Below are 12923 nucleotides of genomic sequence, written 5' to 3'. Positions count from 1 at the left end.
ATGGAATTTGATGCAACGTTCTTCGCCTTTGTCGGCCTCGTCCTGTTCCTGGCCCTCGTCGTCTATCTGAAGGTTCCGGGCATGATGGCAAAGTCGCTCGACGACCGCGCCGACCAGATCCGCAACGAGCTGGCCGAAGCCAAGCGTCTGCGCGAAGAGGCTCAGCATCTGCTGGCCGAATACCAGCGCAAGCGCAAGGAAGCGGAAGCGGAGGCGGCGCATATCGTCGCCGCTGCCGAGCGCGAAGCCGAGATGCTGACTGCCGAGGCGAAGAAGAAGACGGAAGAGTTCGTCGCCAACCGCACCGCCCTTTCGGAACAGAAGATCAAGCAGGCGGAAGCCGATGCGATGAAGGCCGTCCGTTCGGCTGCCGTCGATCTGGCGATCAGCGCGGCCGAAACGGTTCTCGCAAAGAAGGCCGACGGCAAGGTCCAGGCCGACCTCTTCAAGGGTGCTGTCGGCGAAGTGAAGACGCGCTTGAACTGAGCGTTCTTTCATGTCGATCTGGAAAGGCCCCGGCATCGGGGCTTTTTTTATTGGCGGCCGTGCGGCCGCCAGAGAGTTTGCTGATGCTGAATAGGCAGGTTCCGGACCGATCTTGCGTGACGGGCTTGTATGGCGGGCCACGCGTCAATGGACTGCGAATGTGCAACGGCACATCCCGGTCCGAGACTCTGGGATATCGCCTATGCTGTCTATCGGTCGGCGCCGCTGTCGAGACATATCGCGGTAGAGAGCATTGTCACGATAAAAGAGCAGATCAACCGGGCGCGGGACTTCCCCGACGCTTACGGCTTGCCAGCCGATGAACGCGCTGCTTTGCCCGATCTTGTCATTGAGCGTTTGAAGGGGCTTGTCGCTTTCTTGGAAGCGGAAGTGGCGCGGGGATCGGAAAAATACCGCAAGGATATCGAAGAGGGCCATCATCGGCTTTTTCGCGAAGACATCGCGTTCATCGGGATCAAATCGCGGCCGGACTCATGGCCGGTTGATGAGCCGGCAACACGCCGAAGCGGCGAATCCTGCCACAAAGCCGCCGCTCGATGGTCGACAGATCGCCTTCCTATTGCCGCACCGAAAACGCCTGAGAGTCACATTGTCGCCGGATCGTTCCTCAACCCTAACCGGCGGCCAAGGCAGTATGTCGCCGTCCACGCCACCACAGAGGAATGAATATGATCACTCGTTATACCCCTGTTGCATCGTTGACCGCTGCAGCTCTCAGCTTGATGTTTCTCAGCAACCCCGCGTCCGCACAGCAGGCAGCTCCAGCGCAGCAACCGGTCCAAGCGCAACCAGAAAGCAAAGGCGCGGCCGCAGCCGTCAGCGATCAGAAAATCGAGGCCTTTGCGGTCGCCTATCTCCAGGTTGACCAGGTTAGGCAGGAATACTCGGCCAAGATCGGAGCAACACAGGACACGGCAGCGAAGCAGCAGCTGCAGACTGAAGCCAGTAAGCAAATGGTTCAGGCCGTGGAAGCCTCTCCAGGCATCTCGCTCGATGAATATAACTCAATTCTAACCGCCGCGCAGAACGATCCGGCACTCGTCAAGAGAGTTCAGGAAAAGCTCCAGGATGCTGCGCCCGCGCAGCCGGCGCCCGCGAAGCAGCAGTAAGCTGTGCGCCGGGACTGCACTTCAACTTGGTGCTGTTCTGGTTCCATTGAAGCGGTCTGAATGACCGCTTCAATCATCACGTGCGAACGCAAGATGCTGCTTCTATAAAGCAAGAGTACAGAGTTCGACAGGTCTGCAGCGGCAGCAGTTAGTCCTCCAGCAGTTCGTCCATCGTGGCGCCTTCGGTGCCGTCCTTCCTCAACGGCCGGAAACTCATGCGGTGAAGCGAGCAGGGACCATGCCGCTCGATGCCGGCGCGGTGCTGCGCCGTGCCATAACCCACATGCGCGGCAAAGCCGTAATCGGGGAAGACGGCATCGGCGCGCGCCATCATCCGGTCGCGGGTCACCTTGGCGACAATAGAGGCGGCGGCGATCGAGACCGAGCGCGCATCGCCCTTGACCACCGCTTGACCTGGGCACGCCAGCCCCGGCGGCACGTCGAGGCCATCGGTCAGCACATAGCTTGCAGGGATGGCAAGGCCGCAGATTGCCCGGCGCATGGCGTCAAGGCTCGCCTTGCGGATATCCGTGAGGTCGATGTGTGTGGAACTCGACGATGCGATGGAAACCGTCGCGGTTGCGAGGATTTGGGCGAAAAGTTCTTCGCGCCGTTGCGCCGAGAGCTGCTTGGAATCATTCAGCCCGTCCGGGATACGCCTGGGATCAAGAATGACGGCGGCGGCGACGACAGGCCCGGCCAGAGGACCGCGCCCTGCCTCATCGGCGCCGGCGACCGGCCAGTGACCGGCTTTGCGTGCCTTCAGTTCCAGCTTGAAGTCCGGGACGAGCGGCACCTCTTCGAAAAGCAGAGGAGAATCGGGTGACGTGCGAGGTTTCATGCGGCTGAACCTCGCACGCGAACCCGATTTCCTGCAAGCCCCCGGATCAGGGCGGCGCACCGGGGGCTCAGGCCGCGAAACGGGCAGGGGAGCCGTTCGCGGCGGCAAGAGGCCAGGGCGGCGGCCTCCTGCGGGGTAACTTGTTATGGCATTCGCCGGGCGGCCTCAGGGAGCGCCCGCGTGCGGACAGGTCGGCTAAAGCAGCGAAAGCTGTACGCCGCTGCCATCCGGCGGCACGAAAAGATCGTCGCGAAGCGGCATGCTGCGCCTCGTCATGCCGAGCCGCTTCGTCGCCATCTCGAAGCGGCGGGCGAGCTGCCAGGCATAGGGGCCGGCGCCTTTCATGCGCTTGCCGAATTCGGCGTCGTAATCCTTGCCGCCGCGCATCGAGCGGACCAGCGACATGACGTGCCGGTAGCGATCTGGATAGTTCTGCAGCAGCCAGTCGCGGAAGAGCGGAGCGACTTCCAGCGGCAGGCGAAGGATCACGTAGCCCGCCTCCAGCGCACCGGCAACCTTTGCCGCGTCGAGAATGCGTTCCAGCTCGTGGTCATTCAGCGCGGGGATCATCGGAGCGGCCATCACCGAGGTCGGGATGCCCGCCTCTGTCAGGGCCTGGATCGCCTCCAGCCGGCGCGGCGGCGTTGCGGCGCGCGGTTCCATCGCACGAGCGAGCTTGCGGTCGAGCGTGGTCACCGAAAGCGCGGCACGAACAAGGTTCTTGGCTGCCATCTCCTGCAGGATATCGATATCGCGCAGAATCAACGCCGACTTGGTGACGATCGAGACCGGATGGTTCGCCTTGTTCAGCACTTCGAGGATCTGCCGCATGATGCGCCATTCCTTCTCGATCGGCTGGTAGGGATCGGTATTGGTTCCGATGGCGATGACCCGCGGCTTGTAGCCGGGCTTCGCAAGCTCGCGCTCCAAAAGCTTCGCCGCATCCGGCTTGGCAAACAGCCTGGCTTCGAAATCGAGGCCCGCCGAAAGCCCCATGTAGGCGTGCGTCGGCCGGGCGAAGCAGTAGATGCAGCCATGTTCGCAGCCGCGATAGGGATTGATCGATCGGTCGAACGGAACGTCCGGCGACTCGTTGCGGGTAATCGCCGTGCGCGGCTTTTCGATCTGCACTTCGGTCTTGAAGGGCGGCAGTTCCTCCAGCGTCTGCCAGCCGTCGTCGAAGGCCTCGCGGTGCATCGGCTCGAAGCGCCCGCTGGGGTTCAGTCCGGCCGCGCGGCCGCGACGCCGGTCGATCTCGATGCGAAGGCCGGAAGAGGCGATCATCGCATCGGCAACATCCGCCGTATTGGCAGGTGCAAACGCAGCCTGCCCTGCAAGGGACTGTTCGTTCATCCGATTCTCCCGCGACAAGGCCATTGCCTTCGTCCGTCTTGATGATTAAATTCCTATCGAGAAAAAGAGAACAATGCAAGAACAAAATGAGGAAAGTCACGCTGGTAAATTTTTGTGCGGCGCTTTATAAATAGGCAATGTTGACGGTTGTTCTGGAGTGCCAGGATCAGGAACCTGAGCTGGCGCAGACTTTATCGGTGCTGGTGGCGGGTGCAGTCGAGGGGCTTGTAAGCGACGTGGTCGTGCTCGATCACGGCTCGCGCGACGGTACATCCAGGGTGGCGGACGCGGCTGGGTGCCGGTTCCATTCCCAATGGGATATCAAGGATGTATTGCGCTCGGCCCGCGGCGAGTGGCTACTTTTCGTCGAACCTGGCGCCCGGCCGCAGACTGGTTGGATAGACGAGATCGCCGAATATGTCGCCCTCAACAAAGTTCCGGCGCGTTTCACCGCTTCGCGCGGATACAAGCGCCCGTTTTTCCAGCGGGTAGGCCGGTCGCTGCCGCCGCTGGAACTCGGCCTTCTCCTGCCGAAGAAACACGCGATTGCCGCCGCAAGAAGCGGAATGCGCCTTTCGGAATTTGCCAAGGGGCAGAAGCTGCGCAAGCTTTCCAGCGAACTGATTCCCTCCTGGGTCGCCCGCGCCGCACGATAGCGCGCAGACTTTTCAGCACTCGCGCTAAAGATGGCGCCCGATACGATTTCGCGCTATAATTCAGCCATGGCGCCGCCCGAGCGCCCCGCTTCTTGGCGGCCGACCATGGAATGCCGATGGACGGCAGAACAGGTCACAGCGGAAGTCTCCTCTTCTGCCGGGTTTCCGGCGAAAGGAGGTGCGTCATGAAACGCAATATGATCCGCGGCCTGCTGGCCGCCATATTGACGACATTGGTGATCGCGCATCCGCATTCGGCAGCATCGCAGATGATGCGCAGTTGCGCAGGCCGATCCGAGGTCGTCAAGTTCCTTGACCAGAACTTTGCCGAAAAGCTCACCGCGGTCGGACTGATCAACCAGAACGCCATTCTTGAGGTCTATGCCGCCAAAAGCGGCACCTGGACACTCATCATAACGGATGTTCACGGCGTCAGCTGCTTCCTGCTGTCGGGTGACAGCTGGGAAACGATACCCACTCTGCCGGGCTTGGATACATAGCGAACGCAGGCTGCTGCCATGGCGCGCCGGGCAGCAGCGCGCCTTCTACTTCCCCACGCCGCGCTTCATGTGCTCGTCGAGCCGCGGCATGATCTCCACGAAATTGCAGGGCATGTGGCGGTAGTCAAGCTGCGCCTTCAAGATGCCGTCCCAGGCGTCCTTGCAGGCGCCGGGCGAGCCCGGGAGCACGAAGATGAACGTGGCCTTGGCAACCCCTGCCGTTGCCCGTGATTGGATCGTTGATGTGCCGATCTTGTCGTAGGAGAGGCGGTGGAAGACCACCGAGAAGCCGTCCATGCGCTTCTCGAAAAGCGGCTCAAGCGCCTCGGGCGTGACATCGCGGCCGGTCAAGCCAGTGCCGCCGGTGGTGATCACGACGTCGATGCCGTGGGTCTCCGTCCAGGCGTTGACCTGGGCTGCGATGGCCGCCTTGTCGTCGCGCACGATGGCGCGGTCCATCAGCTTGTGGCCGGCCTCGGCGATCCGCGCCACAAGCGTGTCGCCGGATTTGTCGTTCTTTAGCGTGCGCGTGTCCGAAACCGTCAGCACGGCGATGCCGACGGGAATGAACGGCCGCTGTTCGTCGATACCTGCCATCACCTGTCTCCCGAAAGCGTTTCCGTCGCCTGGAAATACCAGTCCGGCCGTTCTCTGTGAAGCTTTGCCTCGGCCGCTCCGGCTGTTTCAATCGAGCTGAAGATGCCGAAGCAGGTTGCGCCGGAGCCGGACATGCGGACAAGTCTTGCGCCTGCGTCCTTCAATGCGGCCGACACATCTTCGATCTCGGGAACAAGCTTGCGGGCAGGCAGCTCGAGATCGTTCCGGTTGGCCCCGATCGCCGCCAGCCAGTCGCTGCCCCGCAAGGCAAGCGGCGGGTTGTTCTTCGCCATCAGCAGCCGGAATATCTCGGGCGTCGAGACCGCCTTCAGCGGATTGGCCAGCACGATCGCAAAAGAGGGCAAGGCAACGGGCTCGATCTGTTCGCCAATCCCGCGCGCAATCAGCGGCCGGCTCGCAAGGCACATGGGCACGTCGGCGCCAAGTCTGAGAGCGATCGCTGACAGCCTCCCGCCGGGCAGGCGGAGGCTCCAAAGCCGCATGAGGCCGCGAAGGGCGGCCGCCGCATCCGCGGAACCGCCGCCGATACCAGAGGCGATCGGAAGATTCTTTTCGAGATGGATATGGACCGGCGGTGCATGGTCGCCCTGCGCCAGCGCTGCCTGCCGAAGCATGTCACGCGCCTTGAGCACCAGATTGCTGCGGGACTCGATGTCGAGAGCGGGGCCGAACCGTCCGCTGATCGTGAATTCGTCCGATGAAGAAGCGGCAAAGCCCAGCCTGTCACCGTGGCCGGCAAAGGTCACCAGCATGTCCAGCAGATGATAGCCGTCGGCTTTCTGGCCCGTCACGTGAAGGGCAAGATTGATCTTAGCGAGAGCATCTTCGGTAACCGCGAAGCCGCCGCTCATGCCCGCATCAGGCATGGGTCGTCAGGACTTCTTGTCGGCCGGCGGCGGCGTAACAGGCGCCGGATCGGGCTGCTTCTTGTCGGCCGCCTTGGCGTCGTCGTTGTCCGACGTCAGACCGTTCGCGATCTTGTCCTTGATTCTCGGAATCTCGGTCTCTTCCGGCGCCGAACTTAGCGCCCGGTTCCACTGATAAACGGCCTCGAGCTTGCGTCCGACGCGCCAGTAGGCGTCGCCCAGATGGTCGTTGATCGTCGCATCACCGGCTTTGATCTCGGCGGCCTTTTCCAGTTCGGCAACTGCATCGTCGTAACGGTTCAGGCGGTAATAGGCCCAGCCGAGCGAGTCGATGATGTAGCCGTCGTCCGGACGCAGGTCGACGGCCTTCTTGATCATCGCCAGGCCTTCGTCGAGGTTGCGGTTCATGTCGATCCATGAATAGCCGAGATAGTTGAGAACCTGCGGCTGATCCGGATTGAGGTCGAGCGCTTTGCGGAAGTTCGGCTCGGCCTGGTCCCACTTCTTCAGGCGTTCATAGGCGATTCCGCGCTGGAAGAAGACTGTCCAGTCGGCGCGGCGCGGCAGCGGGCCGATCACCTCCACCGCCTTGTCGTAATTCGCCGCCATTTCCGCATAATCCTTGGCGTCGGAAAGCACGCTGCCATAGGCAAGATAGGAGCGGACGTCCTTCGGGTCAGAAACGATCAGCGCCTTGAGGTGTTTGCGTGCCTCGTCGGTCTTGCCGCCCTGTGCCAGGGCAAGGCCGAGCTGAAGCTCGGAGATGCGTCGCATTGGCGAGTTTTCCGGCACGCGCCTGTAGAATTCGATGGCGCGGTCCGTCTGTTCCTGCTTTTCAGCAATGCCGCCGAGAAGGACCAGCGTATCGGCGCTGTTCGGGTCAAGCGTATTGGCCGTCTGCAGATAGAGCGAGACGATGTCTTCGGCGCCGTCGCGGTTCAAAGCGCTGCCGATGGAGAAAAGCACGGCGGCAGCGCCCTGCGCGGCGTTGCGCACCTGCTGTTCCGGCTTTTCGCCCTTCTCGATGCTCTGGCGCAGCGCATTCAGCGGCGCATAGTTCGGCAGCATGTTGTCGCCGACCGAGATCGCGTCGAGCGCCTTCTGCTTATTGCCTTGGGATGCTTCGAGGCGGGCAAGCGCCATGACAGCGCGCATGAAGGTGTCGGGTGCGGTCGCGCCGCCATCCTTGTCAAGCACCGCATCGTTCAGATGTCTGCGCGCGGCCGCCACGTTGCCGGTTACGATCGCAATTGCGCCCGCATGATAGTTCTGGAAGATGCCGAACCATTCCGGGCCCTTCATCTTCTCGACCATCGAAAGAGCTTCCTTGTTGCGACCGGCGCCGGCGCGCGCCCAGGCGAGCAAAAGGTCGTTCATCATGCGGTCGAGGTCGTTCGGGCCGTCATATTTCAGGATCGCTTCGGCGGTCTTGAACTCGCCGCGGCGCATCGCGTCCATGCTGCGCACGACGGTGGTGATGCGCTCGACGGAAGGATCCTTCTTCAGGTCGTTGGCATATTTCACGCCATCTTCGATATTGCCGTTCAAAAGCAGCGAGATCATCAGGCGCTGGCGGATCTCCGGGTTGCCCGGCTCGATCTGGAGGGCCTTCTTGTAGAGCTCGATCGCCGTCTTGTAGTCGTGATCGACATCGGCCGTGCGGGCAGCGAGAAATGCGCCTGCGAAAGTACCGACCGTATCCGGGTCGAAGATCACGTTCCTGCTGGCATCGTCCGTCTTGGCCGCTTCTTCGGCATTCACGCCGCCAAGCGCGCCGAGCGAAATGACCGCTGCAAGCGCTGCGCTCGAAAGAAGACGGATGGCATATCTCTGCCGCATTAGAAAACCTTTCATCAGGGCAGCCGATTCATCCGGCCGGCTGCGAAATCAGTTGAAAAGACTGATTCACAATAGGATGGCTTTTTTGAAGCGGCCCTGCAAGAAAATCAGCCCGCGATCAAGGACCTTTGATCAGTTGACCCGCTCGATGCAGAAATCGATCACTTCCATGAGGGCCGATTTCCAGGCCGTTTCGGGGAGCGGCGCCAGCGCGTCGCGGGCGATCGTGCCGTAATGAACGGCTCGCGAGATCGTGTCGTTCAGCGTGCCGTATTTGGTGATCAGGCCGAGGGCCTTTTCCAGGTTGGCATCGCTGCTGTTGCCGCCTTCGATCGCATCGCGCCAGAAGGCGCGCTCGTCCTGCGTTCCGCGGCGATAGGCGAGGATGACGGGAAGCGTGATCTTGCCTTCGCGGAAGTCGTCGCCGACATTCTTGCCGAGATCCGCAGCCTTGCCGCCGTAATCCAGCGCGTCATCGACAAGCTGGAAGGCGAGGCCGAGATTCATGCCGTAGGATTTCAGCGCATTGCGGCCTGATTTGCCGGCGTCTGCGACGATCGGGCCGACTTCGGCAGCAGCGGCAAAGAGTGCTGCCGTCTTGGCCCGGATAACGGAAAGATAGTCGTCCTCCGTCGTCTCCATGTTCTTGGCGACCGAAAGCTGCAGCACTTCTCCTTCGGCAATGACGCAGGCAGCCGACGAAAGGACATCGAGCGCATCGAGTGAGCCGACATCCACCATCATGCGGAAGGCCTGACCGAGCAGGAAATCGCCAACGAGAACGCTCGCCTGGTTGCCCCAGATCGTGCGCGCTGTTGATTTGCCGCGGCGTAGATCGCTTTCGTCGACGACGTCGTCATGCAGCAGCGTTGCCGTGTGCATGAACTCGACGCTGGTCGCGAGCTTGACATGGTTTTCGCCTCTATAGTCGAAGAGACAGGCCGATGCGAGCGTCAGCATTGGGCGCAGGCGCTTGCCGCCGGAAGAGATCAGGTGATTTGCGACCTCCGGAATCATCTGCACGTCGGAACCGGCCTTCGAAAGGATAAGCTGGTTGACCCGCTCCATGTCCGCCCGTGTCAAATCGACCAGCGGCTTGACGGATGCCAGTTTGTTTTTGCTTTCTTCAAGCGGTATGACCACGCCCAACGACCCGGACTCCTGTTCATTCTGTGGGATTGACAATAGAAAGGGGCGATTGAAGCGGCAAGGGGTGAATTGTCGCGCAACACAGAATTGAAAGGGAATTGACCGCAAATGCATGAACTTATCCGCGCCAATGACCCTGTTCTATTGTCCTATGCGCAGAGTCTTCTGAAGGATGCGGGAATTCACTGCTTTGTCGCGGATCAGGATATGAGCATTCTTGAGGGCTCGCTCGGCATGCTGCCGCGCCGTCTGCTCGTCGAGGAGGAGCGAGCCGATCAGGCTCGCCGCATCCTGACGGATGCCGGTCTCGCCGGCGAATTGCGTATCGCGAAATGATGTGGCCATGAACGGCGCTTCCGACACGATCGATGCCTTCCATCGCGGCGGCTTTTACATCGTCCAGCCGAAGGGCAGGGGGCACCGTTCGGGCATGGATGCCATGCTGCTCGCAGCACTCGTTGCCGATGACCGTGCAATCAAGGTTGCCGATCTTGGCGCCGGCGCCGGTGCTGCCGGACTGGCCGTGGTCTGCCGGCTGCAGAAGGCGCAGGCCGTGCTTTTCGAACGCTCTTCGGAAATGGCCGATTATGCCCGCCGAAGCATGGCCTTGCCGGAAAACGCCCATGTGGCCGGTCGCGTTTCGGTCGTCGAGGCGGATGTGACGCTCACGGCAAAGGCGCGCAACGACGCAGGCCTTGCCGACGAGGTCTTCCATCATGTCATCATGAACCCGCCTTTCAACGACGCGGCTGACCGGCGAACGCCGGATGCACTGAAGGCTGAAGCGCATGCGATGACGGATGGTCTTTTCGAAAGGTGGATTCGTACCGCCGGCGCGATCATGATCCCCGGCGGGCAATTGTCGCTGATTGCGCGGCCGGAATCGATCGCCGACATCATCACCGGCTGCGGCAGGCGCTTCGGCGGCATCGAGATTACCGCCATCCATCCGCGCAAAGGTGAGAATGCCGTCCGCATCCTGGTGACGGCGATCAAGGGGTCGCGGGCGCGGCTTTCATTGCGCGCACCCCTTATCATGCACGAAGAAGGAACGCATAAATTCTCCCCCTTCGTCGACGATCTGAACAATGGCCGCGCGGCCTATGCAAGGCTTAGCCGGTCACGAAGTCGATAAGCAGCTTGATGTTCAATCCGGCGATCACCACTGCGATCACATAGGCAATAGTGCTCAGCCAGCGCGGCGCGACGAGCTCGCCCATCTTCGCCTTGCTGGCGGTGAACATCACCAGCGGGAAGACGGCGAAGGAAAGCTGCAGGCTAAGCACGACCTGCGTCAGGATCAGCAATTGTGCCGTGCCCTGGTTGCCGTACCAGATCGTCACGATCGCTGCCGGCACGATTGCGATGGCGCGGGTGATCAGACGGCGCACCCATGGCTGAAGCTTGATCTTCAGGAAGCCTTCCATGACGATCTGGCCCGCAAGCGTCGCCGTCACGGTCGAATTCAGGCCGCAACAGAGCAGGGCGATGCCGAAAAGCGTGGGTGCGATTGCAAGCCCGAGCAGCGGTGACAGCAGCGAGTGCGCCTCCCCGAGTTCGACGATGTCCGTCCGGCCGTGGGCGTTGAATGCGGCTGCGGCCAGGATCAGGATCGAGGCGTTGATCAGCAGCGCAAAGCAGAGCGCAAAGGTCGAGTCGATCGTCGCATAGGTCAGCGCTTCCCGTTTTTCCGGCACTGTGTGGCCGTAGGCGCGGGTCTGCACGATGCCGGAATGAAGATAGAGATTGTGTGGCATGACGGTCGCGCCGAGAATGCCGAGCGCCAGATAGAGCATTTCCGGGTTGCTGACGATTTCCGTCGTCGGGAAGAAGCCCGTGATGACGGCGCCCCACTGCGGGTCGGCGAGGAAGATCTGTACGCCGAAGCACAGCGCAATGACGCCGAGCAGCGTGATGATGAACGCTTCGATCCAGCGGAAGCCGAGCTTTTGCAGATAGAGGATAAGGAAAACGTCGAGCGCCGTAATCAGCACGCCGAGTTCCAGAGGAACGCCGAAGATCAGGTTGAGGCCGATTGCGGTGCCGATCACCTCGGCAATGTCCGTTGCGATGATTGCGATTTCCGCAAAGGCCCAGAGCGGTACAGAAACGAATTTCGGGAAGGCGTCCCGGCAGGCCTGCGCCAGATCGCGGCCAGAAGCGATGGCAAGCCGGGCGCAAAGCGCTTGCAGCACGATCGCCATGAGGTTCGAAAGCAGTGCCACAGTCAGCAGCGCGTAGCCGAATTTCGAGCCGCCGGCGAGCGAGGTCGCCCAGTTTCCGGGATCCATATAGCCGACCGCGACCATGTAGCCAGGGCCGGCAAAGGCGGCAATCCGCCGGAGTTTCGATCCCGGGCGGCCTGTGCCGATCGTGCGATAAACGTCTGAAAGCGAGGCTTCTTCGCGGTCGTGTCGCCAGCCACCTTTTGGAGTACGATTCAAAACATATGATTACCGCTTGTGGGACCAATGCCGTGCACTATGCCCGATTAGAATGATAATGCAAGTCATTCGCAAAATGGAAAATCGGATGCATGTTGGGAAGGTGGCCCATTGCGTTTGCTGCTCCATTGCATACATGGATTGCGATGCCGAGAGCGAGAAGGATTTGAAATGGCCGGATTTTTGAGAAAACTGGTACCGAAGCGTTTCCGCAAGGAAGGGGTGATCATCCCGGTCGTCAGACTTCAGGGCGCAATCATGAGCGGCGGCGGCCAGTTCCGCCCGATACTCAATCTCGCCAACGTCGCACCGGTGCTGGAAAAGGCCTTCTCTGACAAGGAAGCTCCCGCTGTTGCCATTGCCGTCAATTCGCCGGGTGGTTCGCCAGTTCAGTCGCGGCTCATCTTCACGCGCATCCGGGAGCTTGCCCGTGAGAAGCAGAAGAAAGTGCTGGTCTTCGTCGAGGATGTGGCGGCCTCCGGCGGCTACATGATCGCGCTTGCCGGCGATGAAATCATTGCCGACCCGACCTCTATCGTCGGTTCGATCGGCGTCGTTTCCGGCGGCTTCGGCTTCCCCGAACTCCTCAAGAAGATCGGCGTCGAGCGCCGCGTCTATACGGCCGGCGAAAATAAGGTCATCCTCGATCCCTTCCAGCCTGAAAAGGAGAAGGACATCGAATATCTGAAGACCCTTCAGCTCGAGATTCACGAGGTCTTCATCACCATGGTGCGCGAACGCCGCGCCGGCAGACTGAAGGATGACGAAACCGTCTTTTCCGGCCTATTCTGGAGCGGCACGCGCGGGCTCGAACTCGGCCTCGTCGACAGCCTCGGCGACATGCGCCAGGAACTGAAGAGGCGCTACGGCCCGAAAACCAGACTGCAGCTCGTCACCGCTGCCCGCAGCCTCTTCGGCCGGCGGATACCCGGTGTCTCGCCCGTCTCGATTGATGGCTTGGCATCAGGTCTTGCGACGGGACTTGTCGAAGCGGCGGAAGAAAAGGCATTGTGGAGCCGCTACGGACTGTGAGAGGAGAAG

General features: G+C 61.3%; 15 protein-coding genes. 8 read left to right on the top strand and 7 right to left on the bottom strand.

Annotated elements, in window-relative coordinates:
- The 3 genes from A3C3_RS0120980 (at position 1) to A3C3_RS0120970 (ending at position 1616) form a co-directional block, all read left to right on the top strand.
- Positions 1–486, top strand: coding sequence for a F0F1 ATP synthase subunit B (locus A3C3_RS0120980; RefSeq protein WP_022716549.1), 486 nt, complete (start codon positions 1–3; stop codon positions 484–486).
- 147 nt (positions 487–633) lie between these two features.
- Positions 634–1173, top strand: a complete 540-nt coding sequence (locus A3C3_RS42685) for a hypothetical protein (protein ID WP_051154500.1) — start codon at positions 634–636, stop codon at positions 1171–1173.
- 2 nt (positions 1174–1175) lie between these two features.
- A complete protein-coding gene (locus A3C3_RS0120970; protein WP_028739852.1) occupies positions 1176–1616 on the top strand; it encodes a DUF4168 domain-containing protein in 441 nt (146 codons plus the stop codon).
- 148 nt (positions 1617–1764) lie between these two features.
- Here A3C3_RS0120970 and A3C3_RS0120965 read toward each other — a convergent pair whose 3' ends face one another.
- Both A3C3_RS0120965 and A3C3_RS0120960 read right to left on the bottom strand, forming a co-directional pair.
- The gene (locus tag A3C3_RS0120965) at positions 1765–2457 is read right to left on the bottom strand and encodes a ribonuclease HII (protein WP_022716547.1); all 693 of its coding nucleotides are present in this window, start codon (positions 2455–2457) and stop codon (positions 1765–1767) included.
- Positions 2458–2652: 195 nt separating this feature from the next.
- Complete coding sequence (locus A3C3_RS0120960; RefSeq protein WP_022716546.1) at positions 2653–3810, bottom strand: PA0069 family radical SAM protein; 1158 nt, start codon at positions 3808–3810, stop codon at positions 2653–2655.
- Positions 3811–3947: 137 nt separating this feature from the next.
- Between A3C3_RS0120960 and A3C3_RS0120955 the strand changes: the two genes are divergently transcribed.
- Positions 3948–4466: a glycosyltransferase family 2 protein gene (locus tag A3C3_RS0120955; RefSeq protein ID WP_022716545.1), complete on the top strand. Its 519-nt coding sequence runs from the start codon at positions 3948–3950 to the stop codon at positions 4464–4466.
- A 185-nt stretch (positions 4467–4651) separates the two neighbouring features.
- Complete coding sequence (locus A3C3_RS0120950; protein WP_022716544.1) at positions 4652–4966, top strand: hypothetical protein; 315 nt, start codon at positions 4652–4654, stop codon at positions 4964–4966.
- A 45-nt stretch (positions 4967–5011) separates the two neighbouring features.
- On the opposite strand, the gene moaB is transcribed toward A3C3_RS0120950, so the two are convergent.
- From moaB to A3C3_RS0120930, 4 genes are all read right to left on the bottom strand, one after another.
- Positions 5012–5563 carry a molybdenum cofactor biosynthesis protein B gene (gene moaB / locus A3C3_RS0120945; RefSeq protein WP_022716543.1) on the bottom strand — a complete coding sequence of 184 codons (552 nt, stop codon included), beginning with the start codon at positions 5561–5563 and terminating at the stop codon, positions 5012–5014.
- Positions 5563–6450 (bottom strand): 4-(cytidine 5'-diphospho)-2-C-methyl-D-erythritol kinase, encoded by an 888-nt coding sequence (locus A3C3_RS0120940; RefSeq protein WP_022716542.1) that lies wholly within the window; start codon positions 6448–6450, stop codon positions 5563–5565. Before A3C3_RS0120940 ends, moaB begins: the two co-directional genes overlap by 1 nt.
- 6 nt (positions 6451–6456) lie before the next feature.
- Entirely contained in the window at positions 6457–8289 is a 1833-nt protein-coding gene (locus tag A3C3_RS0120935; protein WP_022716541.1) for a tetratricopeptide repeat protein, read from the bottom strand.
- Between the two features lie 132 nt (positions 8290–8421).
- The gene (locus A3C3_RS0120930) at positions 8422–9438 is read right to left on the bottom strand and encodes a polyprenyl synthetase family protein (RefSeq protein ID WP_028739851.1); all 1017 of its coding nucleotides are present in this window, start codon (positions 9436–9438) and stop codon (positions 8422–8424) included.
- Positions 9439–9546: 108 nt separating this feature from the next.
- Here A3C3_RS0120930 and A3C3_RS0120925 point away from each other — a divergent pair, with 108 nt between their 5' ends.
- Positions 9547–9774, top strand: a complete 228-nt coding sequence (locus A3C3_RS0120925; RefSeq protein WP_028739850.1) for a putative signal transducing protein — start codon at positions 9547–9549, stop codon at positions 9772–9774.
- Positions 9775–9781: 7 nt separating this feature from the next.
- Positions 9782–10573, top strand: coding sequence for a tRNA1(Val) (adenine(37)-N6)-methyltransferase (locus tag A3C3_RS0120920; protein WP_022716540.1), 792 nt, complete (start codon positions 9782–9784; stop codon positions 10571–10573).
- Here A3C3_RS0120920 and A3C3_RS0120915 read toward each other — a convergent pair.
- Positions 10551–11882 (bottom strand): Nramp family divalent metal transporter, encoded by a 1332-nt coding sequence (locus tag A3C3_RS0120915; protein WP_022716539.1) that lies wholly within the window; start codon positions 11880–11882, stop codon positions 10551–10553. The two genes, A3C3_RS0120920 and A3C3_RS0120915, sit on opposite strands and share 23 nt — an antisense overlap.
- A gap of 171 nt (positions 11883–12053) precedes the next feature.
- On the opposite strand from A3C3_RS0120915, the gene A3C3_RS0120910 reads away from it, so the two are divergent.
- Positions 12054–12914 (top strand): S49 family peptidase, encoded by an 861-nt coding sequence (locus A3C3_RS0120910; protein WP_022716538.1) that lies wholly within the window; start codon positions 12054–12056, stop codon positions 12912–12914.
- The last annotated feature ends 9 nt before the right edge of the window (positions 12915–12923 follow it).

The organism is Rhizobium mongolense USDA 1844 (assembly GCF_000419765.1).
Lineage (GTDB): Bacteria > Pseudomonadota > Alphaproteobacteria > Rhizobiales > Rhizobiaceae > Rhizobium > Rhizobium mongolense.
The sequence above is the reverse complement of the archived record's forward strand: the minus strand, read 5'-3'. Positions and strand labels throughout refer to the sequence as shown.